Here is a 25,893-nt window from a genome sequence, read left to right on the forward strand (position 1 = left end):
CCGCTCATGACCGCCGCACCTTCGTCCCGTAACTCCTGGAGGCAGTCCCATGGGCGCTGACGCCCCCTCGTCCGGGCTGGAGTTCAAGGTGTCCCTGGACGTCCGGCGCGACCAGCAGCCGCACCACGACTCGCGGATCGACGCCCATCTGCGGGTCAAGGCCGCCGGCATCGGTCCCCGCGACCAGGTGCCCGCCGTCGAACTCGCCGTCGTCATCGCGCTGGACGTCGCCGCCGGGCGCCGGGAGTCCGCGGCGGCCGCCCTCGCCGCCACGCTGCGCGCCCTGCCCGACGGGGTCTCCTTCGCCGTCCTGGGAGGCGCCGACGAGCGCGGCGAGCCGTCCCGCTGCTACCCGCTGCGCGGCCGGTGGGCGCTGGCCGACACGATGGAGAAGCGCCGCGCCGCGTTCAGCGCGGGCCGGATCGTCCCGGCGGCGGCCGACCGGCCGCCGCCCGGCTACCCGGCCTGGCTCGCCGCCGTCCGCGCACTGTTCTCCGAACGCCCGCTGCCACTGCGCCACCTGCTGCTGATCACCGACGGCAGCGGCCGGGACCCGGCGGACGAGGCCGGGCCGGACGGGGACGGGGGCGCGCTCCGGAACGAACTCGCCTCCTGCGACGGTGCGTTCACCGCGGACGTGCTGGCGGTCGGCGGCGACTGGGACCCCGCGCCGCTGCTCGCCGTCGTCGAGCGCCTGCACGGCACCGCCGAGCACGCCCCCGACCGGTTCGGCTCCGCGGCCACCGGGGCGCTGCGACGGCTGCGCCGGGTCCGCAGCCCGGAACTGCCCGTCGTCGTGACCGCGCGCCCGGCGGTGCACGCGGTCGAACTGACCGAGACGGCCCCCCGCCAGCAACGCCTCACACCCGCCACGGGGCAGGAGGAGCCGCACCGGGTCCGCTTCCCCACCCACCAGTGGGAGCCCGGCACCCGCGACTACCTCCTCACCGTGCACGCCGACGCGAGCACCGACCCGCTCGGCGTGCTGCTGCAACTGGCCACCGTCTCCGTCGGGGACGCCACCGCCCCGCTGCTGGTCCGCTGGCTGCCGCCCGGAGTCGCCGTGGGCGCGGGGGCCACCGGCGCCGGGGGCGGCACGCTCCAGGCGATGAACGCCGCCACCCAGATGCGGACCGCCCTCAACCACGGATACGCCGCTCTCGAGGCGTTGAGCCGCGACGAGGCGGAGCAGCAGTTCGGCCTCGCGGTCCGGCTCGCCACCGAGATCGGCGCCGACTGGGTCCTCCAGGACGTGCGCCAGGTGGCCGACATCCTCGACGGCCCGCGCGGAGTGGTCCGGGTCGGTCCGACCGTCGACCGCCGCACCGTTCGCCGGGGACAACTGCACGTCGCCTCGGGCCACGGGCTGGAACTGCCCGGCCGCACCACGGGCAAGCCGGTGAAGTGCCCGCACTGCCGTCATCTCGCCGGACCCCGCGCCCGGTTCTGCATCGCCTGCGGAAGGAGCCTGTGATGCCCTCGCCGACCCGGTGGACACGCGCCTTCCGGACCCGCCGCCGCACCCGGTCGCGCACCAGGCGCCTGCTGGAGCGGTACCTGGCCGTGATGGTGGTGACCGCGCTCGTCTCGGGCATCGCCCTGCTCGTCTCCTACTGGGAGGTGCAGAACTCCGCCGGCGAGATGCGCACCCGCGGCGCCCCCGCCGTCCAGGGCGTCGCAGCCACCCAGCTCGCCCTGCTGCGCGCCCACCAGGAGGCGGAGAGCTCGCGCGAGAACGGGATCGACGAGGTGGTCGGCGCCGGAGCGCGGTACGAGAACCAGCTGGCGGCCGCCGATCAGGGTCTGTCCCGGCTCTCCGACGTACAGATCGACGGGGAACGCGGCCGCGGCGTGCTCGACACGGTCAACGGCGTGCTGACCTCGTACAGCAGCTCCATCACGCCCGGCGCCGTCAAGTACGTGCACGACGACCTGATGCAACGGCAGAAGTTCGGGGAGGCCAGAACGGTCCTCGACCGGCCGGGCACCGGGATCGTGCCACGACTCGATGTCCTCCAGGACCACCAGATGCGGCGCATGGACCGGGTCAGCTCCCTGGGCACCCTCCAGCAGACCGGCTGGGCGGTCGCCGAGCTCGGCCTGCTGGTCCTCGCCCTGACCTGCGTCGGCGCCCTGTGGGTGCTGCGTACCCGATGCGGCCGCAGCCAGGACCCCTGGCTGCTCGCGGCACTGCTGGTGACCGTCACGCTCGCCGTCGTCCCGCTGTGGGCCACCGTCCGCACCCAGGAACGGCTGGACACCGCCCGCCACCGGCTGGTCGCGATCGAGCAACGGGCCCACGACCACACGGATCTGGCCGCCTCCCAGACGTACGTCACCGACCACTCCACCGCCCTGCGCGGCCGGCTCGCCGCCCGGAGCTGGCAGAGCTGGACGTACTACGGGGCGCTGGGCGGTGCCGCGCTGATCGTCCTGCTGCCGGCGGCAGGCATCTGCCGGCGTCTCAACGCCGACTACTGGAGGGCCGAATGAGCCGGCACACCCGCGCGCTCCTGCTCGTCCTGGCCCTGTTCATGACCGCGGCCGGCTGCGGACTCGCCGCACCCGGCGGCAGCGACGAGGAACCGAAGGTGACGATCCTCGGCCCGTGGACCGACGATCAGGAGCAGCGGTTCAAGGACGTCCTGGACGGGTTCGACATCCCGTACACCTACCAGGGCACCGCCGCGACCCGCGAGGTCCTGCTCGCCGAGGTCCAGGCCGGTGACCCGCCCGACATCGCGATCCTGCCGGGCGTCGGAGAACTCGTCGAATACGCGCACGAGCGCCGGCTGCGCTCCCTGGAAGGGCTGTACGACCCCGAGGAGTACGGCAACCCGTGGCGGCCCGAGGCGCAGGGCGTCGACGGCGATCTGTGGGTACCGCTCAAGGCCGACCTCAAGTCCATCGTCTGGTACCGCGACGGCGCGGCCCCGGGCCGCAGCCCGGCACCGCTGGCCTCGTGGTGCATCGGCATGGGCGACGACGGCGCGTCCGGCTGGCCCGGCAGCGACTGGATCGAGGACCTCATCCTCCAGCGCGCGGGCCCGGTCCTCTACGCGCGCTGGGCCACCGGGGACCTGGACTGGACCGACGACCGTGTGGTCGCCGCCTGGACCACCTGGGCCGGGATGCTCGCCCAGGACCCGGACCGGGCCGGCGACATGCTGCTGGCCGACCACCGCGGACGGGCCGGGAGCCACGGACTCCTCTTCGGTGGCGGCTGCGAACTGGAGCACCAGGGCTCCTTCGCCCGCGCCTTCTACGGGGACCGCGGCGGCCGCGCGGCCTTCGGGGACTCGGCGCCGCTGCTGCCCGGCGGCCCGTATACGGTGAAGGCCCATGAGGTGTCGGCCGACTTCGCGGCGCTCTTCGGCCGGAGCGGCCGGGCCCGCGAGATGATCCGGCGGCTCGCCTCCCGGGAGGCCCAGGAGGAGTGGGGCCGCACGGGCGGGGTGTTCTCGGCCAACGCCGCGGTCCCGCCCAAGACGGGTACGGTCGACCGGCAGGTGAGCCGGCGCTTCACGGACCAGCGGGTGCCGCTCTGCCTGGACGCGTCGGACGTCATGCCGGCGGCGGTGCGGGACGCGTTCTACGAGGCCGTGCTGCTCACGATGGCGCACCCCGCGGAACCGGTACGGTCGAGGCTGGCGGACATCCAGAAGGTCCAGGACGCCCAGCCCCCGGACACCCCCCGGCTGACCGGGGTGTGCGGCAGACCACAGTGAACCTTTGTGGAACATCCACAAACGAGGACGGGTACGGGCTGGTACTTCGCCTGCATGGCCCAAGGCTTCTGTCAGGCTCCACCAGGAAACCGGGCAGGAGACTGTACGGAGTCGACGGCAGGGTTTTCCGGCTCGGGTTCGTAGGGTCGGTACATGACCGTTGTGGACGAAACCCAGGGCGAGCCGAGCGATACCCGTGGCCGTGTGGCGGAACTGCTGGCACTGCGCGAGCAGGCCCGGCGCGGACCGAGTGACCGGGCGACCGAGGCACAGCACGCCAAGGGCAAGCTGACCGCGCGCGAGCGCATCGAGCTGCTCGTGGACCCGGGTTCGTTCAAGGAGGTCGAGCAGCTGCGCCGGCACCGGGCGACCGGTTTCGGCCTGGAGGAGAAGAAGCCCTACACCGACGGGGTCATCACCGGCTGGGGCACGGTCGACGGCCGCACGGTCTTCGTCTACGCACACGACTTCCGGATCTTCGGCGGCGCGCTGGGCGAGGCCCACGCCACGAAGATCCACAAGATCATGGACATGGCCATCTCGGCCGGTGCCCCGCTGGTCTCGCTCAACGACGGCGCCGGCGCCCGTATCCAGGAGGGCGTCTCCGCCCTCGCCGGTTACGGCGGCATCTTCCAGCGCAACACCCGGGCCTCCGGGGTCATCCCGCAGATCAGCGTGATGCTCGGCCCGTGCGCGGGCGGCGCGGCCTACAGCCCCGCCCTCACGGACTTCGTCTTCATGGTCCGTGAGACCTCGCAGATGTTCATCACCGGACCGGACGTCGTCAAGGCGGTCACCGGCGAGGAGATCACGCAGAACGGCCTCGGAGGCGCCGATGTGCACGCCGAGACCTCGGGCGTCGCGCACTTCGCGTACGACGACGAGGAGACCTGCATCGCCGAGGTCCGCTACCTGATCGGGATGCTGCCCTCGAACAACCGGGAGAACCCGCCCACCGTGGCGAGCGACGACCCGGCGGACCGGCGCGGCGACGTCCTGCTGGACCTGGTCCCGGCCGACGGCAACCGCCCGTACGACATGCACAAGGTCATCGAGGAGCTCGTCGACGACGGCGACTACCTGGAGATCCACGAGCGCTGGGCCCGCAACATCATCTGTGCGCTGGCCCGTCTGGACGGCTCCGTCGTCGGCATCGTCGCCAACCAGCCGCAGGCCCTGGCCGGTGTCCTGGACATCGAGGCGAGCGAGAAGGCCGCCCGCTTCGTCCAGATGTGCGATGCTTTCAACATCCCCATCGTCACTCTTCTGGACGTACCCGGCTTCCTGCCCGGCGTCGATCAGGAGCACGGTGGAATCATCCGGCACGGCGCGAAGCTGCTGTACGCCTACTGCAACGCGACGGTGCCGAGGATCTCGCTGATCCTGCGCAAGGCCTACGGCGGTGCGTACATCGTCATGGACAGCCAGTCCATCGGTGCGGACCTCACCTACGCCTGGCCGACCAACGAGATCGCGGTGATGGGCGCCGAAGGTGCCGCCAACGTCATCTTCCGCAGGCAGATCGCCGACGCCGAGGACCCGGAGGCCATGCGGACCCGCATGGTCAAGGAGTACAAGGCCGAACTGATGCACCCGTACTACGCCGCCGAGCGCGGCCTGGTCGACGACGTCATCGACCCTGCCGAGACCCGCGAGGTCCTGATCGCCTCGCTGGCGATGCTCCGCTCCAAGCACGCCGACCTGCCGTCCCGCAAGCACGGCAACCCCCCGCAGTAGTCCGCGGCCCGGCAGCAACCCTGCAAGGCCCCCGCGAAGACCTGCCGAACAGACGGAGAGACACACATGAGCACAGCCACCGAGTCCGTGCTGCGCGTCGAGAAGGGTCTGGCCGACCCCGAGGAGCTGGCCGCCATAACGGCGGTCCTGCTCGCCCGCGCCGCCTCCCAGCCCGCCGACGCCCCCGCCCTCCTCGGCCGCAACACCGCGGGCTGGCGCCGCCTGGAGCGCACCCCGGGCTTCCGCGCCCCGCACAGCTGGCAGGGCTGACACTTCGAGCACCATCCTGATGCGGCCACACCGACCCGGTGCGGCCGCATCAGCCGTTCCCGGCCCCATCAAGCCCGTGCCGCCGCATCGCCCCCGGCCGGGCCCCGTCAAGCCCGTCGAGGCGCACCACACGAAAGGCCCCGCACTCCCACTCAGGGAGCACGGGGCTCACGTAATTCCGGGCCCGAAAGGGCTCGAGGGCCTACCGCAGGCGCGCCATCAGCGCATGCTCCACCAGAGTGATCAGCGCACTCTTGGCATCGGCGCGATGCCGCGCATCCGTCGTGAGAATCGGGGTGTCGGGTCCGATCTGAAGTGCTTCGCGGACCTCGTCGGGGGTGTAGGGCTGGTGTCCGTCGAAGCCGTTGAGGGCGATGACGAACGGCAGCCCGCTGTTCTCGAAGTAGTCGACCGCGGGGAAGCAGTCGGCGAGGCGGCGGGTGTCGACCAGCACGACCGCGCCGATGGCGCCGCGTACGAGGTCGTCCCACATGAACCAGAAGCGGTCCTGTCCGGGGGTACCGAAGAGGTACAGGATCAGGTCCTGGTCCAGGGTGATGCGGCCGAAGTCCATGGCCACCGTCGTGGTGGTCTTGTCCCCGGTGTGGGTCAAGTCGTCGATGCCCGCCGAGGCGGACGTCATCACGGCTTCGGTGCGCAGCGGATTGATCTCCGAAACGGCACCGACAAACGTGGTCTTACCCACGCCGAAGCCCCCTGCCACCACGATTTTCGCCGAGGTAGTGGAGCGGGCCGCTCCGCCGCTAGAGCTTGCGAAGTCCACTGAGCACCCTTTCGAGCAGTGTCACATCTGGCTGGCCGCCGGCGGACTCGTCGCCGCCGGGCTGGTGGATAGCGACGAGTCCGGCCTCAGCCAGGTCGGCTACGAGGATCCGGGCAACGCCGAGGGGGATCGAGAGCAAGGCCGAGATCTCGGCCACCGACTTGATCTCGACGCACAGCCGGCAGATCCGCTGGTGCTCGGGCAATTGCCCTTGCAGCCGGGACGGATCAGCCGTCGTACTGACCAACGCCTCAATGGCGAGTTGGTAGCGCGGTCGGGTCCGTCCACCTGTCATGGCGTACGGACGAACGAGCGGATTGTGCGCCGCGGGCGCCGCCGGCTCGGGGGCCCGCCGCGGCTGCACCGGCTGAATACGGGGCTGTTGCGGGGAGTCGTACCGGTGCGGGCGCTGCGGCCGGTGGGGCTGCTGCGGCTGCTGCGGCCAGTCCGAGCCCTGGACGTGCTGGGGCTGCTGCGGCTGCCGGTATGGCTGATAAGGCTGCTGCGCGCCCTGTCTGCCGGGTGTGGAGGGGAAGTCGAAACCATTGTCCCCGTGCTCACCCGGAGTTCGCTGACCACCGTTGAACTGGTGCCCGCCTGGGGGTGTACCCACGATTCCTCCTCCGCCTGCCGGTCCCGATCCCAGTGGGTCCGCGCCACCGCACCCTATGGCGCGGTGACGCGAAACGCACTGTCTGTCTATTAGTTAAGAAGACTTCCCTGAAGCTCGGCACGGAGGTCCGGAGTGAGGACACTGCCCGCGCGGTCGACAAGAAGGGCCATTTCGTACCCAACCAGACCGATATCGGCGTCCGGGTGTGCGAGTACGGCCAACGAAGATCCATCGGAAACGGACATGATGAAGAGGAATCCTCGCTCCATCTCCACAACTGTCTGATTCACGGCGCCGCCCTCGAAGATCCGGGAGGCACCTGCGGTCAGCGAGGTCAGACCGGAGGCGACAGCCGCCAACTGGTCCGCACGGTCGCGCGGGAATCCCTCGGACATCGCCAGCAGGAGTCCGTCGGCGGAGACCACCACCGTGTGGGACACCCCGGGGGTGTTGTCCACGAAGTTGGTGATCAACCAGTTCAGATTCTGCGCCGCCTGGCTCATCGGGCTCACACTAACGCTCCTGGTTGTAGGTATTACTGGTGTCCGAACCCGCGTTACGTCCCCGCAGCACGCCACGTCGCAGGTTGCTCAACCTGCCACGCACGTCCTCCGGGGCGCGGGAGACCTGGGGGCCGCCCTGCTGGGTCTGTTCGGCCGTGCCCTCGACCAGGTTGGCCTTGGGTACGCGCCGGGGAAGACCGGAGGGGGTGACCCCGCCCGCCTTCGGCTCCTTGAGCTTCTCGGCCCGCTCCCAGCGCTCGTCGTTCGCCGAGCGCCAGTCCTCGGGACCGGTCTCGTCCGCTTGCGCGGGCGACGGCTGCCGCTGCGGCAGTTCCTGCTGCTGCTGCGCCGACTGCTGCTCGGCGACGGGCTGCTCGTTGCCACGGCCGCTGGGCTGCCAGTGCTGCTGGCCGCCGCGGCGCGGCAGACCGGCATCGGTCAGCTCGTGGCCGACGTTCGGGACGGGGCCCGAACGGTCGAAGCCTACGCGTTCCTGCGAAGGCGCGGGAGTGATCGGACGAGACTCGGGCCCGTCCTGCGTCACCGGCGCGAACGCGCCCTGGTACGTGCTCTGATCAGCCCACTCTTCCTGCTGGGGCTGAGCGGCGTACTGCCCGTCATAGGCCTGCGCGGGTGCCTGGGGGGCCGCGTACTGCGTCTCCTGGTAGCCGTCCTGGCCGCCGCCGTATCCGGGCTGCTCGGCATAGCCGGTGTCACCCCGGTACGGGTCGTAGCCGCCTTCGTACGAGGGCTGCTCGTACTGCTGCTGCTCCTGCTGTCCGCCGGCCTGCGGCTCCTGTGCGTACGGGTCCGGGGCGTAGGCGGCCTCGCCGTACGGGGCCTCGGCGTACTGCTGCTGCGGCTCCTCCTGCTGCGGGAACGGCGGGCGCTCACCGCCGGTCTGCGCCTCCAGCGCCGCCCGGCGCTCCTCACGCATCAGCGAGCGGCCCACCGGGTCGAGCTGGGGGGAGTCCGCGGACGGCTCCTCGTAGCGCGAGTCGTCGAAGCCGAGCTCGGCCGCCGTACGCATCTGGGGCTGCAGCGGGGCCGCGTCGAACGCCTGCTGCTGCGGAATGATCGAGGAGACGGTGAAGTCGTCCTGCGCGGGGGCTCCGTCGCCGCCACCACCGTGGGTGATCGCGTCCGGCAGCATGACCAGCGAGGTGGTCCCGGCCTGCTCGCCCGACGGGCGCAGCTGGACCCGGATGCCGTGCCGGTCGGCGAGGCGGCCGACCACGAACAGGCCCATGCGCTGCGAGACCGCGGCGTCCACCGTCGGCGGGTTGGCCAGCTTGTGGTTGATGTCGGCGAAGTCCTCGGCGGTGAGGCCGATGCCCTTGTCGTGGATCTCGATCATCACGCGGCTGTCGGGCAGCCGGGTCGCGGTGACCCGCACCTTGGTCTGCGGCGAGGAGAACGTGGTGGCGTTCTCCAGCAGCTCGGCCAGCAGGTGCACGAGGTCGGTGACGGACTGGCCGTGGATCTCGGTCTCCGGCACCCCGGAGAGCTCGATGCGCTCGTAGGACTCCACCTCGGAGGAGGCGGCCCGCAGGACGTCCACCAGCGGAACCGGCTGGTTCCAGCGGCGGCCGGGCTCCTCGCCGGCGAGGACCAGGAGGTTCTCGCCGTTGCGGCGCATACGGGTCGCCAGGTGGTCCAGCCGGAAGAGGCTCTCCAGCTGGTCCGGGTCGGCCTCGTTGTTCTCCAGGTCGGTGATGAGGGTCAGCTGGCCCTCGATGAGCGACTGGTTGCGGCGCGAGAGGTTGGTGAAGATCGCGTTGACGTTGCCCCGCAGCATGGCCTGCTCGGCCGCGAGACGGACCGCCTCGCGGTGCACCTGGTCGAAGGCGCGGGCGACCTCGCCGATCTCGTCCTGGGTGTTGATCGGGATCGGCTGGACACGGGTGTCCACCCGGCCCGGGTCGGTGCGGGAGAGCTGGTCGACGAGCGAGGGCAGCCGCTGCTCGGCGATGGAGAAGGCGGCCGTACGCAGCCGGCGCATCGAGCGGCTCATCTGGCGGGCCATGAGCCCGGCCAGGAGGAAGGCCGCCAGCAGGGCGATGATCACGATCGCGGCGTTGACGATGGCGTCGGTCCGGGCGCTGGAGGAGATCTCCGCGGCCTCGGTCACCGCCTTGTCGACGAGCTCGTCCTCGACCGTGGTGTAGCCGTCGAACTTTGCGGTGGCGGCGGCCATCCAGGTCTCGGGGGTGATCCCCTTCGCCTTGAGGTCCTTGGGGTCCCTGCCCTGCCCGATCTCCTGGGCCATGCCGTCGTAGACGGAGCCGTCGATGGTGGGCGGCGCCACGAACGGGACACCTGCCGCGTCGGCCTGCTCCTTCGCGGTCTTGAGCTTGGCGGCGCCCTCGGCGGCCTTGCCGGCCATCACAGTCTTCAGCCGGGCGGCGTCGGCCTCCGTACCACCGGAGACGAATTCGCCGAGGGCGATCTGCTCCAGGTAGTTGTACGAGCCGAATGCCTTGACCTGGTCGTTGAACTTGCCGCTCTCCCGGCTGGGCCGCACCAGAAGGTGCATGCCGATGGAGCGCTGAAGCGATTCTGCAGCCTTGGCCAGCTCGATCGCGTAGACGGTACGGCCGTAACTGGTGATGTTTCCGGTGCCGAGGCCCAGCTCGTTGCAGAACTCCATCAGGGAGTGCTGGACCTGGGTGTAACCCTCTTCGGTCTTCACCGGGTCCATGGCGGCGGTGTAGGCGGCCTTGCGCAGCTCCGGGAGCTTGGGCTCCTCCAGCTTGAACAGCTTGAGGCGGCGCTCCAGACCCTGCTTCCCGGGCATGTTCTCCACGGCCGCGTCGAACTTCTGAGCGGCTGCGTCGGTGGTGGCCCGGGCCTGGGTGACGACCTCCGAGTCGCGCTTGTTGGACAGCAGCGGCTGAGCGGTGAGGTCACGCTCGTTGAGCAGTGCCTGCCCGTACTCGGCGGATGCGCGCACGATCAGCGCGGTCTTCTCGGCGTCCTGGGCCTCCTGCCAGGTGTCGAGCGAACCCTTCACCTGGAAGCCGCCCATGATCAGGCCGACCAGGACCGGGATCAGGAGGATCGCGTTCAGCCGGGTGGGCACCCGCCAGTTGCGCGGGGACAGCCGACTGGTGCTGCCACCGGCCGGTATCCCTTCGGACACATCGGCGGACGGCGCCACGCTGCGCGACGGCGGGGTGAAGTTGCCCCGCTCAGCCTGCGCCATTGCGCCCTCGTTGTTACGCCTCACTCGACCAACAACCTCTCGGCGTCGGCACCTACGTTGTGCCGTGTTCGTTCAGGGCCGTACTACTCGGGAGTTCGTCGAATTGCAGCACGGCTACCGGCCGCGTTCCAAACAGTCGGAATGTGCGATTCCGAGTGGCCCACGCCTCAGATAAAACGGGCATAAAGAACGAGCCCCGCCAAAAGGCGGGGCTCATGTGAGCACAGCGATACCGCTCGTGCGCATCGGGTACTGACCGTGGGGTAATTCTCTTTCGAAACGTTATGAACACGGGGGCGGATCGTGTCAAAGGACACAGCCCACCCCCGTGTGACTACGGCAATTGTCGTACGGCAATACCGACTTGTGCCTACTTGAGCCGCGCCATCAAAGCGTGCTCCACCAGCGTGATCAGACCGCTCTTTGCGTCACCGCGGTGCCGCGCGTCGGTCGTGATGATCGGGGTGTCGGGTCCGATCTGAAGTGCTTCGCGGACCTCGTCGGGGGTGTAGGGCTGGTGTCCGTCGAAGCCGTTGAGGGCGATGACGAACGGCAGCCCGCTGTTCTCGAAGTAGTCGACCGCGGGGAAGCAGTCGGCGAGGCGGCGGGTGTCGACGAGGACGACGGCGCCGATGGCGCCGCGTACCAGGTCGTCCCACATGAACCAGAAGCGGTCCTGTCCGGGGGTACCGAAGAGGTACAGGATCAGGTCCTGGTCCAGGGTGATGCGGCCGAAGTCCATGGCCACCGTCGTGGTGGTCTTGCCGCCGGTGTGGGTCAAGTCGTCGATGCCCGCCGAGGCGGACGTCATCACGGCTTCGGTGCGCAGCGGATTGATCTCCGAAACGGCACCGACGAACGTGGTCTTGCCCACGCCGAATCCACCCGCCACCACGATCTTCGCCGAGGTGGTGGCCCGGGCTGCACCGCCACTAGAGCTTGCGAAGTCCACTGAGCACCCTTTCGAGCAGTGTCACATCCGGCGCGCCGCCGGCCTCTCCGTTGCCCGGCTGGTGGATGGCCACCATGCCGGCTTCCGCCAGGTCCGCGACGAGGATCCGGGCCACACCGAGCGGCATCGACAGCAGGGCCGACACCTCGGCGACCGACTTGACCTCGCGGCACAGGTGGCAGATCCGCTGGTGCTCGGGGAGCAGCGTCCCCAGATGCGCCGGGTCGGCCGTGGTGCTGACCAGCGCCTCTATCGCTAGCTGGTAGCGCGGTCGGGTCCGTCCGCCGGTCATGGCGTACGGACGGACCAGCGGCTGGTCGCCTTCACCTTCGTACGACGCGCGGTTCAACGCGCCGTACGGATCGGGTGAGGCGGGTGGCGGGGTCATGAATCCTCCGGGCGTGACAGCAGGGTGTCGGCTTGCCGTCTGAAGGGGCCGGTGGGGGGCTGTAAGCGGCCGGACGGGCGAGTGATAAGTGCGGTACCTGGGCTAATCGTCTGTGTCACCGATTCACGGCCGCCTAGTGGAGCAGGCTGCCCTGCAGCTCGGCACGGAGGTCCGGAGTCAGGACAGTGCCCGCCCGGTCCACCAGCAGAGCCATTTCGTAGCCGACCAGACCGATGTCGGCGTCCGGATGGGCCAGCACGGCCAGTGAGGAGCCGTCCGAGATGGACATCAGGAAGAGGAACCCGCGTTCCATCTCCACCACGGTCTGGCTGACGGCGCCGCCCTCGAAGATCCGGGAGGCACCCGCGGTCAGCGAGGTCAGACCGGAGGCGACAGCCGCCAGCTGGTCGGCGCGGTCGCGCGGGAAACCTTCGGACATCGCCAGCAGCAGGCCGTCTGCGGAGACCACCACCGTGTGCGACACCCCGGGGGTGTTGTCCACGAAGTTGGTGATCAACCAGTTCAGATTCTGCGCGGCCTGACTCATCGGGCTCAACTAACGCTCCTGCTGGTGAGTGGGGCCGAGTGGGAAACTGCCGGTCGACGGGCCGTTGTTGGCCTGACGTCCCTGCTGGATGCCCCGGCGGAGATTGGTCAGCCGCCCGCGCACATCATCGGGCGCACGCGACACCTGGGGACCGGACTGATGGTTCTGCTGCTGGGCGGTACCCGGCACCAGATTGGCACGCGGGACCCGGCGAGGCAGACCGGATGTAGTAATTCCGCCTGCTGCGGGCTTCTTCACCCGCTCCGCCTGCCGGACGAGTTCGTCGTTCGGCGAGGCACGCCAGGAGCTTGTGGGGCCCGTCTCACCGGCATCACGACGCGGTGCGGCGGGAGCGGGACGCTCCTCGGCGGGCTGCTGGGGGAAACCGGGAGCCTGCGGCGCGGCGGGCGGCTGCTGGCCACCCTGCTGCGGACCGTGGAACCAGTTGGTCTCCAGCGTGTCGTACAGCGGGGTACGGCCGTCGCCGGGACCGGCCGGCGGCAGCGCCTCGTGCTGAGGCTGCTGCGGCAGGACCGGCCGGTAGTCCGCGCCCGGAGCCGGCGCGACGGGCGGACGCGGGGCACCGAAGTCCCCGTTGTCGCGGTCACGCTGGCGCGGCGCGGGCTGGCCCTGGGCCTGTGCGGGCTGCCCGAAGTCCGGGCGGGCGAACTGCGCGGTGCTCGCCGGGTCCGGTGCCTGCGGCGCGGGCCGCTGCTGCGGGGCCGGTGCCGAGAAGTCCGGGCGGGCGAACTCGGCGGTGGCGCCGGGTCCCTGACGGCTGTCCATCGGCGGACGCGGGCTGAGCGGCGGCGGGTTCAGCGGCCGCTGGAACTGGCCGGTGGACTCGGGCTCCTCATGACCGCGGGGCGCGTCGAGCGGGGAGCGCCGCGGTGCGGACGGCTCCTCGTTGCTGCCCCAGCTGGTGGTCTGCGGGCGCTGCGGCTGGGGGTTGCCACCCGGCAGCTCCGCACGCGGACCGCCGACCGGCGGCAACTGACGGTCGTTCTGACCGGGACCGCCGGGCTGCTGGAAACCGCCGCCCCGGCCGTCCTGCCGGGCCTGCTGCGGCTGAGGCGCGTGCCGGCCGGGACCGTTCTGCTCCGGACGCTTCTGGTCGAAGAGGCTGGGCTGGCCCGAGTCCGTACGGGCGCCGTCGCCCTGGCCGCGTGCACCGAGCCGGGCACCGCCGCCGAAGGCACCGGAGAGCCCGCCACCCTGGCGCGGCGGCTCCGGGCGCGAGGCGTCCGGCTGTCGGCCCTGCGGACCGGTGCCGGCGCTCTGGAAGCCCTGGTTCTGCTGGCCGCCGGGCTGACCGGGCTGGCCCGGCTGGTTCGAGCCGCCGTCACGGGCAGGCAGGGCCGCACGCGGACCGGAGCCCGCGCCGACCTGGCCGCGCGTGGCACCGGGACCGGCGGCGAGCCGCCCGCCCGGGGCCGACGGGTTGCTCTCGAGACCGGTACGGGGCGCGTTGCCGCCGGCGAGAAGGCCGCCGGGGGCGGGGGACTGCTGGCCCGGCGCCTGCTTCGGAGCGGGCTGCTTGCCGCCGTGCGCGACATCGACCGGGAGCATGACCAGCGCGGTCGTACCACCGGAGTCGGACGGGCGCAGCTGGATGCGGATGCCGTGACGCAGCGACAGCCGGCCGACCACGAACAGACCCATGCGGCGGGAGACCGAGACGTCCACGGTGGGCGGCGAAGCGAGCCGCTCGTTGATCGCCGCGAGGTCCTCGGGGGAGAGGCCGATGCCCGTGTCGTGGATCTCGACGAGCACCCGGCCGTCGGGCAGCGCGTGACCGGTGACCCGGACCTTCGTCTGCGGCGAGGAGAACGACGTGGCGTTCTCCAGCAGCTCGGCGAGGAGGTGCACGAGGTCGTTGACGACCCGGCCGGCGACCTCGGTGGCGGGCACCGCGGCCAGTTCGATGCGCTCGTACTGCTCCACCTCGGAGGCGGCGGCACGGAGCACGTCGACCAGCGGCACCGGACGGGTCCACCGGCGGCCCGGCTCCTCGCCCGCGAGGACGAGGAGGTTCTCACCGTTACGGCGCATACGGGTCGCGAGGTGGTCGAGCTTGAAGAGCGAGGACAGCTGGTCCGGGTCGGCCTCGCGCGACTCCAGCTCGGAGATGAGCGAGAGCTGACGCTGGATGAGGCCCTGCGAACGGCGCGAGAGGTTGGTGAACATCGCGTTGACGTTGCCCCGGAGGAGAGCCTGCTCGGCGGCCAGACGGACAGCCTCGCGGTGCACGTCGTCGAAGGCCGCGGCCACCTTGCCGATCTCGTCGCGGGAGTGCACACCCACCGACTCGACCGAGGTGTCGACGTCCTGCGGGTCGGTCTCCGAGAGCTGCTTGACGAGCTCGGGCAGCCGCTCCTGGGCGACGCGCGTGGCGGTGTCCTGCAGCCGTCGCAGCGAGCGGATCATGGACCGGGCGACGACGAAGGCGCCGACCAGCGAGACACCGAGCACCAGCAGGATGAGCGCACCACTGATGATCGCGCTGCGCTGGGACTCGTCGCGCAGCTCTCGCGCCTTGCCCTCCATGTCGCTGAGGAGCGTCTCCTCGATCTGCTTCATGGCCTGGATCTTGGTGGAGTCCTGGTCGTACCAGTCCATGTACGAACGGCGGGCGCCGGGGCTGCTGATGCCGTTCGTGTTGGTGAGGACCTTCTTGGCGTAGGTGTCCGCCGCCTTGATCTCGGGCTGGCCCTCGTCGAGTGTGGAGGTCAGCTCGTCGGCGTTCTGGCCCGTCGTGGTGTAGATCGCCTCGAAGGAGCGGCGGGCCGCCTCCTCCTTGTTCAGGGCGGCCTCACCGAACTGCTGGTCGTTGCGGTCGAGGTGGGGCTGCTTGTCGTTGCCGCCCGGCAGCGCGGCGGCGATGATCGCGCGCTGGACCGACGCGTACTCCTTGGCGGAGGAGAAGGCCGCCAGAGCACGGGTCCGCTTGATCATCTCGGGGTTGCTGGTCGCCTGCGCCATGTCCTGGGAGAGGCTCAGCAGCGAGGCGATCAGCTGGCTGTAGGCGTCGACGGTCTGGAGGCTCGGACTGTCCTTGGCATACGCCTGCTTGCGGATGTCACGGATGGAGCCGAGCTGCGCGGCGATCTGCTGGACGCTGGAGTGGATGCTCTCCAGGGCCTCGTCGCCCTGGGTGTCACCGATGTCGTTCGTCGCGGTGAAGAACGCCTTCTTCGCACGGTCGGTCTTCTTCCGCGGCTCCGTGACCTTGAAGTCGTCCGCCGGCACCCCGTTGGACAGCGGGCCCGCCGACCGGTCGCGCTCCTCCTGGAGCGCCTGGGCCAGCGAGGTCGCCTGCTTCGTCATCCGGGTGAGCAGCTGCATGTGCTCCAGCTGCTGGATGTCGTTCATGGAGTCGTTGATACGGAGACCACCCAGCGTGGTCGCGGCGACCACGGGGAGGGCGAGCAGGGAGACCAGGCGCGTGCTGATGCGCCAGTTACGAAGAGCTACGCGTGATCCCGTGTTGACCGGGCCCCGCGACTTGAGCGCGGAGACCGGATCGGACCCACCGCCCGCCGAGGAGCCGGGGCGCCGGTCGCGCTCGCTGTTGTCGCCGGCCGCGGCCGGTCCGGGGTTCTGGGCGTGCTGGGGCGAGGAACCGCGGTCGGTCCCGCCGCGCGGCTCCTGTTCCGCCGCAGCGCTGCCATCCCTCTTGAAACGTCCCTGCACTAGCGTCGCAACCTCTGGACCAGGCGTTCTCCCGTCATGGACGGAAGTAACGGTGTCGGCGTCGTGGGGCGTTGTACCGCCCCATGGTGGTCGTGAGTGACCGGCGCACTTCCCCTTCCCGCCGCCACTCGGCGCTGAGTAGCGCCCCTGCGCGCCGGCTTGAAACCCGCGGCGGTGCGTGGAATTCCAGCACAGTGCCGGATCTCCAACAAGGGCCAGGTACCGGGCTGTGACCTGCGTGACACGTTGTGATGGCGGCGTAACAAGACGTGCAGACCGTTCACGGTCATAACGGACGATTACGGGTGGATCAGGGCGGTCGGACTGGTGTCCCAGTCGACATGATCAGGAGCGGAATGGTTGATTCAGTGATGCAATGTCCGTTTCTTCCTGGCGTGCCAGCCGTCCGAATTGGCGGAATTGTCGGGCACTTCGTGAGCAAACTCACAGGATGATCGCCGTCTCATCCGGGTCTCCGGAGGGAATCGGATGTTTAGCCTGACGCTTTACAGGGATGGCGAAACCGACAACCGGCGCCCCTCACGGGTGCGCCCCTACCGACAGGGTCCGTACGGCAGATGAAGACGACGATGATGTTCCGCAACATTGCCAACCCCCGGCGCACCACGCTGGCGCACCTCAAGGACGCCGAAGCGCTGCAGACGCCGGAGCAGCCGGAGCACGCAGTCGACCTGCCGACGCAGACGGCCAACCCGCGCCGCACGATCCTGATGACCGCCCCCGCGGCCGTCACCGCCGCCGCGGAGTAACGGCGCGCGGGAGTCCCCCCTCACCCGCGCTAGCCTGGAGCGTCAGTCTTCAGCTACCCAGCAAGTGAGGGGCGACAGCAACCCGTGCGCATCGCCAGGTTCTCCATCGACGGCAATGTCGCCTTCGGCGCGGTCGAGGGCGACGGGCCCGATGGTCTCGTCCTCGACATCATCAAGGGCATCCCGTACGCCGACTTCGAACTCTCCGGGACCAAGGTCCCGCTGAGCAAGGTCCGGCTGCTGCCGCCCGTGCTCCCCAACAAGGTCGTGGGCATCGGCCGCAACTACGCGGAGCACGCCGCGGAACTCGGCAACGAGGTCCCCGACGTCCCCGTGGCCTTCTTCAAGCCCACCACCTCGGTGATCGGCTCCGGCGACGCCATCGAGTACCCCTCCTTCTCCGAGGAGCTGCACCACGAGGCCGAGCTGGCCGTGGTCATCGGCCGGATGTGCCGTGAGGTGCCCCGGGAGCGGGTCAAGGACGTCATCTTCGGCTACACCTGCGCCAACGACGTCACCGCGCGCGACGCCCAGAAGCGCGAGAAGCAGTGGGCCAGGGCCAAGGGCTTCGACACCTCCTGCCCGCTCGGCCCCTGGGTGGAGACCGACCTCGACCCCGGCGACCTCGCCATCCAGGCCACCGTCAACGGCGAGCAACGCCAGCTCGGCCGGACGAGCGAAATGATCCGGAGCATCGAGGACCTGGTCGTCCACATCACGGAAGCCATGACGCTGCTTCCGGGCGATGTGATCCTCACCGGGACTCCCGCAGGGGTCGGACCCCTCCATGTCGGCGACGAGGTCGCCGTCACCATCGAAGGCATCGGCACTCTCACCAACAAGGTGATCAAGCGTGGTTAACGCACCAGTCCGCGTACGTTTCTGTCCCTCCCCGACCGGCAACCCCCACGTGGGCCTGGTCCGGACAGCTCTCTTCAACTGGGCCTTCGCCCGGCACCACCAGGGCACCCTGGTCTTCCGCATCGAGGACACCGACGCGGCGCGCGACTCCGAGGAGTCGTACCAGCAGCTCCTCGACGCGATGCGCTGGCTCGGCCTCGACTGGGACGAGGGCCCCGAGGTCGGCGGCCCGCACGCCCCGTACCGCCAGTCGCAGCGCATGGACATCTACAAGGACGTCGCCGAGAAGCTCCTCGCCGCCGGCCACGCGTACCACTGCTACTGCACCACCGAGGAGCTCGACGCCCGCCGCGACGCCGCCCGCGCCGCCGGCAAGCCGTCCGGCTACGACGGCCACTGCCGTGACCTGAGCGACGAGCGGAAGGCCGCGTACGAGGCCGAGGGCCGCACCTCCATCGTCCGCTTCCGGATGCCCGACGAGGCCATCACCTTCACCGACCTGGTCCGCGGCGACATCACCGTCCAGCCGGAGAACGTGCCGGACTACGGCATCGTCCGCGCCAACGGCGCCCCGCTCTACACGCTCGTCAACCCGGTCGACGACGCGCTGATGGAGATCACCCACGTCCTGCGCGGCGAGGACCTGCTCTCCTCCACCCCGCGCCAGATCGCCCTGTACGCGGCGCTCACCGAGCTGGGCATCGCCAAGTACACCCCGGAGTTCGGCCACCTGCCGTACGTCATGGGGGAGGGCAACAAGAAGCTCTCCAAGCGCGACCCGCAGGCCTCGCTCAACCTCTACCGCGAGCGCGGCTTCCTGCGCGAGGGACTGCTCAACTACCTCTCGCTGCTCGGCTGGTCGATCGCCGAGGACCGGGACATCTTCGACATCGACGAGATGGTCGCCGCGTTCGACATCAAGGACGTCAACGCCAACCCGGCGCGCTTCGACCTCAAGAAGTGCGAGCACGTCAACGCCGAGCACATCCGCAAGCTGGATGTGAAGACGTTCACCGAGGCGTGCGGCCCCTGGCTGCAGGCCCCCTTCGCCCCCTGGGCCCCGGAGGCCTTCGACGCGGACGTGTTCGCGGAGATCGCCCCGCACGCCCAGACCCGGGTCACGGTGCTCTCCGAGATCACGGCCAACGTCGACTTCCTCTTCCTCGACGAGCCCGCGACCGACGAGGCGTCCTGGGCCAAGGCGATGAAGGAGGGCTCCGACGCCCTGCTCGTCACGGCCCGCGCCAAGCTGATCGCCGCCGAGTGGAACGCGGAGGCCCTGAAGGCCGCCATCCTCGCCGCCGGCGAGGAGCACGGCCTGAAGCTCGGCAAGGCGCAGGCCCCGGTCCGCGTCGCCGTCACCGGCCGCACGGTCGGCCTGCCGCTCTTCGAGTCCCTGGAGATCCTGGGCCGCGAGCGCACCATCGCCCGGATCGACGCGGCGCTGGCGAAGCTGACCGCGTAACGACGGAGACGCACAGGACACGGACGGGCCCGGCAGCCGCGCACAGCGGCCGCCGGGCCCGTCCGTCCGTTCCGGCGCGCGTAGAGTCGGATCATGCCGATCAGAGCTGTCCTCTGGGACGTGGACGACACCCTCTTCGACTACACGACGGCCGCCGCCACCGGCATGTCCCGGCACCTCGCCGCCGAGGGGCTGCCCGAGGGCTACGCCACCGCCGACGAGGCACTCGAAGCCTGGGGGCGGCTCACCCGGATCCACTGGCAGCGGTTCTCCGACGGGAAGACCGACTGGCAGGGCCAGCGCCGCGACCGGGCCAGGGACTTCCTCTCGCGCCCGCTGGACGACTCGGCGGCCGACGCCTGGTTCGAGCGTCACATCGCCCACTACGAGGCCGCCTGGGCACTCTTCCCGGACGCCGTTCCCGCACTCGACGCGCTGACCGGGGTCTACCGGCACGCCGTGCTGTCGAACTCCGCCCTGGAGCAGCAGCACCACAAGCTGACCGTGCTCGGGGTGCGCGACCGCTTCGAGACCGTCCTGTGCGCGGCGGAGCTGGGCATCTCCAAGCCCGCTCCCGAGGCGTTCCTCGCCGCCTGCGCGGCGCTGGACCTGCCGCCGGCGGAGGTCGTCTACGTGGGGGACGAACCCGACATCGACGCCCGCGGTGCGGTGGACGCCGGTCTCGCGGGCATCTGGCTGGACCGGTACGGACGGGGCGGACGGCCCGAACTCGTCCGGATCACGGCCCTCGACCAGCTGCCCGGCCTGCTGGCAGGCAATACCCGTTTTGGAGCGCCGGACACCTTCGGGTAATGTTCTTCCTGCGCCGCCCAAGCGGAACGAAAGATCCGAACGGGCAGCGCAGACAGAGACAACACCCTCAGGGGTTGTGTTTCAGTGGGCTATGGTGTAATTGGCAACACTACGGTTTCTGGTACCGTCATTCTAGGTTCGAGTCCTGGTAGCCCAGCGCAAGACAGCAAGACCAGCAAGTTGCAGGAACAAGCCCCCGTTGTGTAGCGGCCTAGCACGCTGCCCTCTCACGGCAGTAGCGCCGGTTCGAATCCGGTCGGGGGTACAGATCCTTCCCGCGAGAACATCTGGGTCGCACCCACGTTCTTGATGCAGGATCGCTAGGGCCCCCGTTGTGTAGCGGCCTAGCACGCTGCCCTCTCACGGCAGTAGCGCCGGTTCGAATCCGGTCGGGGGTACTTGTAACACCATGGGCTATGGTGTAATTGGCAACACTACGGTTTCTGGTACCGTCATTCTAGGTTCGAGTCCTGGTAGCCCAGCGCAAGACAAGCAAGTCGCAGTATCCAAGCCCCCGTTGTGTAGCGGCCTAGCACGCTGCCCTCTCACGGCAGTAGCGCCGGTTCAAATCCGGTCGGGGGTACAACAGAGCAGCAGGCGAAGGCCCTTCACTCCGGTGAGGGGCCTTCTGTTTGTCCACGGGGGGCGTTCGGGCTGCCACGGGTCCGGCATCCGTACGGCGCCGTGCTCAGAGCCCGTACCGCCCCAGCCGGATCGTCCGGCCCGATCAACCACTTCCGGGGAGTGCATCACTGGCTCCCGGTCCTCCTCGCGATGCCCCGCCGGCTCAGGGAATCGAGCCGGAACAAGGGCCGAGGGCTGCTCGGGTACCACCTGATGACCGGCTCGCCCAGGACGTACTGCGTCGTCCAGTACTGGGAGTCGAAGGAAAAGCTCTACGCGTACGCCGCGGCGCCGGACATGCTGCACCGCAAGGCGTGGGCGATGATCAACCGCAAGGAGAAGAAGTCCCGGCAGCACGTGGGGCTGTGGCACGAGACCTATGTCGTACCCGAGGGCGGCTACGAGTCGATCTACGCGGACATGCCGGCGTACGGACTGGCCGCGGCGACCGGGTCGCTGCCGATCGAGAAGCGGGGCCGCCGTGGGTCGGACCGGCTCGCACATCGTTCAGGCGCGAAGTGAGGTGGTGAAGGGGGCCGCCACGACACTGGGGCGGCCTGCGGTGAAGGGAGAGGGGTGCGGACTCAGCCCGTGCGGCGCAGCGCCTCGCTCAGCCGGGCGGCCGAGTCGATGACGGCCTGGGCGTGCATCCGGCCGGGGTGGCGGGTCAGCCGTTCGATCGGTCCGGAGACCGAGACCGCGGCGACCACACGGTTCGAGGGGCCGCGCACGGGAGCGGAGACCGAGGCCACGCCCGGTTCGCGCTCGCCGATCGACTGGGCCCAGCCCCGGCGCCGTACGCCGGAGAGTGCCGTCGCGGTGAAGCGGGCACCCTGGAGCCCGCGGTGGAGGCGCTCCGGCTCCTCCCAGGCCATCAGGATCTGGGCGGAGGATCCCGCCTTCATGGTGAGTGTGGAGCCGACCGGCACGGTGTCCCGCAGACCGGACAGCCGCTCCGCCGCCGCCACGCAGATGCGCATGTCGCCCTGCCGGCGATAGAGCTGCGCGCTCTCGCCGGTGATGTCGCGGAGGTGGGTGAGCACCGGCCCCGCCGTGGCGAGCAGCCGGTCCTCGCCCGCCGCGGCGGCGAGCTCGGAGAGGCGGGGGCCGAGAATGAAACGGCCCTGCATGTCCCTTGCCACCATGCGGTGGTGTTCCAGTGCCACGGCCAGCCGATGAGCCGTGGGTCGTGCGAGCCCGGTCGCCGCTACCAGCCCGGCGAGGGTGGCCGGTCCGGACTCCAGGGCGCTCAATACCAGAGCTGCCTTGTCGAGAACGCCGACGCCGCTAGAGTTGTCCATACGACGATACTCGCGTCTCACTCTGTGAAACGCAAGTTCAATTTTCCGGGGAAGTTGCGAACCTGTACGGGCGGCCCCACAACGGCCCGTAGCCACCGCCCCGCACGGGGGTCCGGACGGGGGCGCACCGAATCTCTAGTTGGGCCGGCGACGACGCCGGCCGGAGGGAAAGCGATGGGTAGGACACTCGCGGAGAAGGTTTGGGACGACCATGTCGTCCGGCGCGCCGAAGGTGAGCCCGACCTCCTCTACATCGATCTGCACCTGCTGCACGAGGTGACCAGCCCGCAGGCCTTCGACGGTCTGCGGCAGGCCGGACGCCCGGTGCGGCGCCTCGACCTCACCATCGCCACCGAGGACCACAACACCCCGACCCTCGACATCGACAAGCCGATCGCCGACCCGGTCTCCCGCGCCCAGCTGGAGACCCTGCGCAAGAACTGCGCGGAGTTCGGCGTCCGGCTGCACCCGCTGGGCGACATCGAGCAGGGCGTCGTGCACGTGGTCGGCCCGCAGCTGGGCCTGACCCAGCCCGGCACCACGGTCGTCTGTGGCGACTCCCACACCTCCACCCACGGTGCGTTCGGCGCCCTCGCGTTCGGTATCGGCACCAGCCAGGTCGAGCACGTGCTCGCCACCCAGACGCTGCCGCTGGCCCGCCCGAAGACGATGGCGATCACCATCGACGGCGAACTGCCCGACAGTGTCACCGCCAAGGACCTGATCCTCGCGATCATCACGCGGATCGGTACCGGCGGCGGCCAGGGCTACATCCTCGAATACCGCGGCTCCGCCATCGAGAAGCTCTCGATGGAGGCCCGGATGACCATCTGCAACATGTCGATCGAGGCCGGTGCGCGGGCGGGCATGATCGCCCCCGACCAGACCACCTTCGACTATCTGCAGGGCCGGGACCACGCCCCGCAGGGCGAGGACTGGGACGCGGCCGTCGCGTACTGGAAGACCCTGCGCACGGACGACGACGCGGTCTTCGACGCCGAGGTGGTCATCGAGGCCGCCGAACTGGCGCCGTTCGTCACCTGGGGCACCAACCCCGGCCAGGGCGCGCCGCTGTCGGCCAACGTCCCCGATCCTGCTTCGTACGAGGACGCATCGGAGCGCAACGCCGCCGAAAAGGCCCTGGAGTACATGGGGTTGACCGCCGGCCAGCCGCTGCGCGAGATCAACGTCGACACCGTCTTCGTAGGCTCCTGCACCAACGGCCGGATCGAGGACCTGCGGAACGCGGCCGCGATCCTGGACGGCCGCAAAGTCGCCGACGGCGTACGGATGCTGGTCGTCCCCGGTTCCGTCCGGGTCGCCCTGCAGGCCGTGGCGGAGGGCCTGGACAAGGTCTTCACCGCCGCCGGCGCCGAATGGCGGCACGCGGGTTGCTCGATGTGCCTGGGTATGAACCCCGACCAGCTGGCCCCCGGCGAGCGCTCCGCCTCGACCTCGAACCGCAACTTCGAGGGCCGGCAGGGCAAGGGCGGCCGTACGCACCTGGTCTCCCCGCAGGTCGCCGCCGCCACCGCCGTGCTGGGCCATCTGGCCTCGCCGGCCGACCTGTCCGACGTCCGTACGCCCGCCGGAGTCTGAGAATCATGGAAGCTTTCACCGCACACACCGGCCGGGCCGTCCCGCTGCGCCGCAGCAACGTCGACACCGACCAGATCATCCCCGCCCACTGGCTGAAGAAGGTCACCCGGGACGGCTTCGAGGACGGGCTCTTCGAGGCCTGGCGCAAGGACGAGAACTTCGTCCTCAACCGCCCGGAGCGCCAAGGCGCGTCGGTCCTGGTGGCCGGCCCCGACTTCGGCACCGGCTCGTCGCGCGAGCACGCCGTCTGGGCGCTCCAGAACTACGGCTTCAAGACCGTCATCTCCTCCCGGTTCGCCGACATCTTCCGCGGTAACTCGCTGAAGAACGGGCTGTTGACCGTGGTCCTGGACCAGCAGGTCGTCGACGCCCTCTGGGACCTGGCCGAGGCCGACCCGACGGCCGAGATCACCGTCGACCTGGAGAAGCGACAGGTCCTCGCGGAGGGCATCACCGCCGACTTCGAGCTCGACGAGAACGCCCGCTGGCGGTTGCTGAACGGGCTGGACGACATCAGCCTCACCCTTCAGAACGAAGCGGACATCGCGGCCTACGAAGCGGCCAGGCCGGCCCACAAGCCCCGTACAATTAACGCCTGAGCAGCGCGTTTCCCGTACTGCGCCCCCTGCCATCTGGTAGGGGGCGCAGTCGCTTGTTGAGACCCCGTCGGGCGACAACTCGCCCCAGATGGCACAATCGGTGCATGGAACGCGACAGCCAACTCAAGCTTTACGGCCAAGTCGCCGACCAATTGAAGGAAGCGCACTCACGAGTGCGTGCACTGCAAGTCCCGGAGGGCGTACGGATGGCGCTGAACCGGAAGCTGTTGGTCGTCACGGCCGCGGCAAAGCACGATCTACCGGATGCGGCAAGGCGTCTGGACCGGTTGATGAAGGACCTCGATGAGGGCCGATTCCCCGAAGGTGACTGACTCTGCGGAACTGCGCAGCGGTCGACTTCGTTGCGGCACTAGGGTGATTAGCCCGTTTCGTGTTTGATTTGCGGTATATATCTGCCTAACGTGCGAAAAAGCCTGAACAGTTTCGTTCGGGCGATGTCTCCGAAGGGGAAGACGTGAACAAGGCGCAGCTCGTAGAAGCGATTGCCGACAAGGTCGGCGGCCGTCAGCAGGCCGCGGACGCCGTCGATGCGGTGCTCGACGCGATCGTTCGTGCGGTTGTCGCAGGTGACCGGGTTTCGGTCACCGGCTTCGGCTCGTTCGAGAAGGTCGACCGCCCCGCCCGTTACGCCCGCAACCCGCAGACGGGTGAGCGCGTACGGGTCAAGAAGACCTCGGTGCCCCGTTTCCGTGCGGGACAGGGCTTCAAGGACCTGGTGAGCGGCTCGAAGAAGCTCCCCAAGAACGACGTGGCCGTGAAGAAGGCCCCCAAGGGCAGCCTCTCGGGCGGTTCTTCCACCCGTACGACGGCCAAGGCCGCCGCGAAGAAGGCGACCGCCAAGAAGGCCGTGGCGAAGAAGGCCACCGCCAAGAAGACCGTGGCAGCGTCGAAGACGACGGCCGCGGCCAAGAAGACCACCGCGAAGAAGACGTCCGCGGCGGCGAAGAAGACCACGGCGGCCGCCAAGAAGGCGACCCCGGCAGCGGCGAAGAAGACGACGACCGCCAAGAAGGCCGTCGCCGCCAAGACCGCGCCCGCCAAGAAGACCACGGCGAAGAAGGCGCCCGCGAAGAAGACCACCGCGCGCAAGACCACGGCCAAGAAGGCCACTGCACGCAAGAAGTGAGGACCGGAACCTCAGGGTTCCTCACACACGCGCCGGGCCGGGCTCCCCTCGGGGAGCCCGGCCCGCGGGCTGTTCCGGGACGCTCAGAACGTCTGCAGCGTGACCAGGGTGATCCGCAGCGCGGCACCCTCGCCCTGCCCCTCGATCCGCACCCGTTGCCCCGGACGCAGCAGCCGCAGGCCGCCGGCGTCGAAGGCCGGGGCGTCGAAGTCCACCGGGGTGCCGTCGTCGAGCAGCACGCTGCCGGTGCGGGTCTCGGGGTCGTACGTGTACGAGGTCGCCTGCATGGGCGGC

Annotated in this window: 23 protein-coding genes, 5 tRNA genes and 1 pseudogene; 19 read left to right on the top strand and 10 right to left on the bottom strand. The window is 69.9% G+C overall.

The genetic code is table 11. The annotated features are described in order from the left end of the window. Nucleotides 1-49 precede the first annotated feature (49 nt). The 5 genes from OG446_RS27685 (at nt 50) to OG446_RS27705 (ending at nt 5,735) form a co-directional block, all read left to right on the top strand. On the top strand, nt 50-1,474 hold the full coding sequence (locus OG446_RS27685) for a zinc ribbon domain-containing protein (RefSeq protein WP_328896569.1): 1,425 nt from the start codon (nt 50-52) through the stop codon (nt 1,472-1,474). After that, nucleotides 1,474-2,493: a hypothetical protein gene (locus OG446_RS27690; RefSeq protein WP_328896570.1), complete on the top strand. Its 1,020-nt coding sequence runs from the start codon at nt 1,474-1,476 to the stop codon at nt 2,491-2,493. Before OG446_RS27685 ends, OG446_RS27690 begins: the two co-directional genes overlap by 1 nt. Next, nucleotides 2,490-3,728 (top strand): ABC transporter substrate-binding protein, encoded by a 1,239-nt coding sequence (locus OG446_RS27695; RefSeq protein WP_328896571.1) that lies wholly within the window; start codon nt 2,490-2,492, stop codon nt 3,726-3,728. Before OG446_RS27690 ends, OG446_RS27695 begins: the two co-directional genes overlap by 4 nt. A 153-nt stretch (nt 3,729-3,881) precedes the next feature. Continuing rightward, nucleotides 3,882-5,465, top strand: a complete 1,584-nt coding sequence (locus tag OG446_RS27700; RefSeq protein WP_328896572.1) for an acyl-CoA carboxylase subunit beta — start codon at nt 3,882-3,884, stop codon at nt 5,463-5,465. A 66-nt stretch (nt 5,466-5,531) separates the two neighbouring features. Next, nucleotides 5,532-5,735, top strand: coding sequence for an acyl-CoA carboxylase subunit epsilon (locus OG446_RS27705; RefSeq protein WP_328896573.1), 204 nt, complete (start codon nt 5,532-5,534; stop codon nt 5,733-5,735). 202 nt (nt 5,736-5,937) lie between these two features. Here the strand turns inward: OG446_RS27705 and OG446_RS27710 are convergent, their stop codons facing one another. The 8 genes from OG446_RS27710 to OG446_RS27745 all read right to left on the bottom strand — a co-directional run bounded on the left by OG446_RS27710 (nt 5,938) and on the right by OG446_RS27745 (nt 16,420). Beyond that, a complete protein-coding gene (locus tag OG446_RS27710) occupies nt 5,938-6,519 on the bottom strand; it encodes a GTP-binding protein (RefSeq protein WP_014048542.1) in 582 nt (193 codons plus the stop codon). Next, nucleotides 6,500-7,132, bottom strand: a complete 633-nt coding sequence (locus tag OG446_RS27715; protein ID WP_328896574.1) for a DUF742 domain-containing protein — start codon at nt 7,130-7,132, stop codon at nt 6,500-6,502. The genes OG446_RS27710 and OG446_RS27715 overlap by 20 nt, the downstream gene beginning before the upstream one ends. An 89-nt stretch (nt 7,133-7,221) precedes the next feature. Next, nucleotides 7,222-7,635, bottom strand: a complete 414-nt coding sequence (locus OG446_RS27720; protein WP_018551717.1) for a roadblock/LC7 domain-containing protein — start codon at nt 7,633-7,635, stop codon at nt 7,222-7,224. 10 nt (nt 7,636-7,645) lie between these two features. Continuing rightward, on the bottom strand, nt 7,646-10,864 hold the full coding sequence (locus tag OG446_RS27725; RefSeq protein ID WP_328896575.1) for a nitrate- and nitrite sensing domain-containing protein: 3,219 nt from the start codon (nt 10,862-10,864) through the stop codon (nt 7,646-7,648). A 346-nt stretch (nt 10,865-11,210) separates the two neighbouring features. Further along, a complete protein-coding gene (locus OG446_RS27730) occupies nt 11,211-11,792 on the bottom strand; it encodes a GTP-binding protein (protein ID WP_073738725.1) in 582 nt (193 codons plus the stop codon). Further along, nucleotides 11,773-12,180 (bottom strand): DUF742 domain-containing protein, encoded by a 408-nt coding sequence (locus OG446_RS27735; RefSeq protein WP_148021032.1) that lies wholly within the window; start codon nt 12,178-12,180, stop codon nt 11,773-11,775. The genes OG446_RS27730 and OG446_RS27735 overlap by 20 nt, the downstream gene beginning before the upstream one ends. A 133-nt stretch (nt 12,181-12,313) precedes the next feature. Beyond that, nucleotides 12,314-12,727 carry a roadblock/LC7 domain-containing protein gene (locus OG446_RS27740; RefSeq protein ID WP_006127850.1) on the bottom strand — a complete coding sequence of 138 codons (414 nt, stop codon included), beginning with the start codon at nt 12,725-12,727 and terminating at the stop codon, nt 12,314-12,316. 9 nt (nt 12,728-12,736) lie between these two features. Then, nucleotides 12,737-16,420, bottom strand: a complete 3,684-nt coding sequence (locus OG446_RS27745) for a nitrate- and nitrite sensing domain-containing protein (protein WP_328896576.1) — start codon at nt 16,418-16,420, stop codon at nt 12,737-12,739. Nucleotides 16,421-16,998: 578 nt separating this feature from the next. Between OG446_RS27745 and OG446_RS27750 the strand changes: the two genes are divergently transcribed. The 10 genes and pseudogenes from OG446_RS27750 to OG446_RS27795 form a co-directional block, all read left to right on the top strand. After that, nucleotides 16,999-17,190 (top strand): hypothetical protein, encoded by a 192-nt coding sequence (locus OG446_RS27750; RefSeq protein WP_328896577.1) that lies wholly within the window; start codon nt 16,999-17,001, stop codon nt 17,188-17,190. Between the two features lie 84 nt (nt 17,191-17,274). Beyond that, on the top strand, nt 17,275-18,051 hold the full coding sequence (locus tag OG446_RS27755) for a fumarylacetoacetate hydrolase family protein (RefSeq protein ID WP_328896578.1): 777 nt from the start codon (nt 17,275-17,277) through the stop codon (nt 18,049-18,051). Further along, entirely contained in the window at nt 18,044-19,516 is a 1,473-nt protein-coding gene (gltX, locus tag OG446_RS27760; RefSeq protein WP_328896579.1) for a glutamate--tRNA ligase, read from the top strand. The genes OG446_RS27755 and gltX overlap by 8 nt, the downstream gene beginning before the upstream one ends. A 93-nt stretch (nt 19,517-19,609) precedes the next feature. Further along, complete coding sequence (locus tag OG446_RS27765) at nt 19,610-20,329, top strand: HAD family hydrolase (RefSeq protein WP_328896580.1); 720 nt, start codon at nt 19,610-19,612, stop codon at nt 20,327-20,329. 85 nt (nt 20,330-20,414) lie between these two features. Then, a tRNA-Gln gene (locus tag OG446_RS27770) sits at nt 20,415-20,486 on the top strand. Nucleotides 20,487-20,521: 35 nt separating this feature from the next. After that, nucleotides 20,522-20,594, top strand: a tRNA-Glu gene (locus tag OG446_RS27775). 60 nt (nt 20,595-20,654) lie between these two features. Beyond that, nucleotides 20,655-20,727 (top strand) — tRNA-Glu (locus OG446_RS27780). A gap of 12 nt (nt 20,728-20,739) precedes the next feature. Beyond that, a tRNA-Gln gene (locus tag OG446_RS27785) sits at nt 20,740-20,811 on the top strand. Nucleotides 20,812-20,839: 28 nt separating this feature from the next. Beyond that, nucleotides 20,840-20,912, top strand: a tRNA-Glu gene (locus OG446_RS27790). Between the two features lie 143 nt (nt 20,913-21,055). Then, a pseudogene (locus OG446_RS27795) lies at nt 21,056-21,475 on the top strand (DUF4188 domain-containing protein); the annotation flags it as partial. A gap of 62 nt (nt 21,476-21,537) precedes the next feature. Here the strand turns inward: OG446_RS27795 and ndgR are convergent. Beyond that, entirely contained in the window at nt 21,538-22,254 is a 717-nt protein-coding gene (ndgR, locus tag OG446_RS27800; protein ID WP_003966003.1) for an IclR family transcriptional regulator NdgR, read from the bottom strand. A gap of 174 nt (nt 22,255-22,428) precedes the next feature. On the opposite strand from ndgR, the gene leuC reads away from it, so the two are divergent. The 4 genes from leuC (at nt 22,429) to OG446_RS27820 (ending at nt 25,599) form a co-directional block, all read left to right on the top strand. After that, nucleotides 22,429-23,853, top strand: coding sequence for a 3-isopropylmalate dehydratase large subunit (gene leuC / locus OG446_RS27805; RefSeq protein WP_328896582.1), 1,425 nt, complete (start codon nt 22,429-22,431; stop codon nt 23,851-23,853). A gap of 5 nt (nt 23,854-23,858) precedes the next feature. Continuing rightward, nucleotides 23,859-24,452: a 3-isopropylmalate dehydratase small subunit gene (gene leuD, locus OG446_RS27810; RefSeq protein WP_328896583.1), complete on the top strand. Its 594-nt coding sequence runs from the start codon at nt 23,859-23,861 to the stop codon at nt 24,450-24,452. Nucleotides 24,453-24,556: 104 nt separating this feature from the next. Beyond that, a complete protein-coding gene (locus OG446_RS27815; protein WP_136330716.1) occupies nt 24,557-24,784 on the top strand; it encodes a hypothetical protein in 228 nt (75 codons plus the stop codon). Nucleotides 24,785-24,927: 143 nt separating this feature from the next. Further along, entirely contained in the window at nt 24,928-25,599 is a 672-nt protein-coding gene (locus tag OG446_RS27820; protein ID WP_328896584.1) for an HU family DNA-binding protein, read from the top strand. An 83-nt stretch (nt 25,600-25,682) separates the two neighbouring features. Here the strand turns inward: OG446_RS27820 and OG446_RS27825 are convergent, their stop codons facing one another. Continuing rightward, nucleotides 25,683-25,886 carry a hypothetical protein gene (locus OG446_RS27825; protein WP_219571306.1) on the bottom strand — a complete coding sequence of 68 codons (204 nt, stop codon included), beginning with the start codon at nt 25,884-25,886 and terminating at the stop codon, nt 25,683-25,685. Nucleotides 25,887-25,893: the final 7 nt, after the last annotated feature.

This window comes from Streptomyces sp. NBC_00236 (assembly GCF_036195045.1).
Lineage (GTDB): Bacteria > Actinomycetota > Actinomycetes > Streptomycetales > Streptomycetaceae > Streptomyces.

What these genes read in the sequence shown, in the direction of transcription:
- OG446_RS27740 (WP_006127850.1), bottom strand. Translation starts at nt 12,727, where the DNA reads ATGAGTCAGGCCGCGCAGAATCTGAACTGGTTGATCACCAACTTCGTG.
- OG446_RS27700 (WP_328896572.1), top strand. Translation starts at nt 3,882, where the DNA reads ATGACCGTTGTGGACGAAACCCAGGGCGAGCCGAGCGATACCCGTGGC.
- OG446_RS27720 (WP_018551717.1), bottom strand. Translation starts at nt 7,635, where the DNA reads ATGAGCCAGGCGGCGCAGAATCTGAACTGGTTGATCACCAACTTCGTG.
- leuC (WP_328896582.1), top strand. Translation starts at nt 22,429, where the DNA reads ATGGGTAGGACACTCGCGGAGAAGGTTTGGGACGACCATGTCGTCCGG.
- OG446_RS27735 (WP_148021032.1), bottom strand. Translation starts at nt 12,180, where the DNA reads ATGACCCCGCCACCCGCCTCACCCGATCCGTACGGCGCGTTGAACCGC.
- OG446_RS27825 (WP_219571306.1), bottom strand. Translation starts at nt 25,886, where the DNA reads ATGCAGGCGACCTCGTACACGTACGACCCCGAGACCCGCACCGGCAGC.
- OG446_RS27705 (WP_328896573.1), top strand. Translation starts at nt 5,532, where the DNA reads ATGAGCACAGCCACCGAGTCCGTGCTGCGCGTCGAGAAGGGTCTGGCC.
- OG446_RS27690 (WP_328896570.1), top strand. Translation starts at nt 1,474, where the DNA reads ATGCCCTCGCCGACCCGGTGGACACGCGCCTTCCGGACCCGCCGCCGC.
- OG446_RS27815 (WP_136330716.1), top strand. Translation starts at nt 24,557, where the DNA reads ATGGAACGCGACAGCCAACTCAAGCTTTACGGCCAAGTCGCCGACCAA.
- leuD (WP_328896583.1), top strand. Translation starts at nt 23,859, where the DNA reads ATGGAAGCTTTCACCGCACACACCGGCCGGGCCGTCCCGCTGCGCCGC.
- ndgR (WP_003966003.1), bottom strand. Translation starts at nt 22,254, where the DNA reads ATGGACAACTCTAGCGGCGTCGGCGTTCTCGACAAGGCAGCTCTGGTA.
- OG446_RS27765 (WP_328896580.1), top strand. Translation starts at nt 19,610, where the DNA reads ATGCCGATCAGAGCTGTCCTCTGGGACGTGGACGACACCCTCTTCGAC.
- OG446_RS27685 (WP_328896569.1), top strand. Translation starts at nt 50, where the DNA reads ATGGGCGCTGACGCCCCCTCGTCCGGGCTGGAGTTCAAGGTGTCCCTG.
- OG446_RS27750 (WP_328896577.1), top strand. Translation starts at nt 16,999, where the DNA reads ATGAAGACGACGATGATGTTCCGCAACATTGCCAACCCCCGGCGCACC.
- OG446_RS27695 (WP_328896571.1), top strand. Translation starts at nt 2,490, where the DNA reads ATGAGCCGGCACACCCGCGCGCTCCTGCTCGTCCTGGCCCTGTTCATG.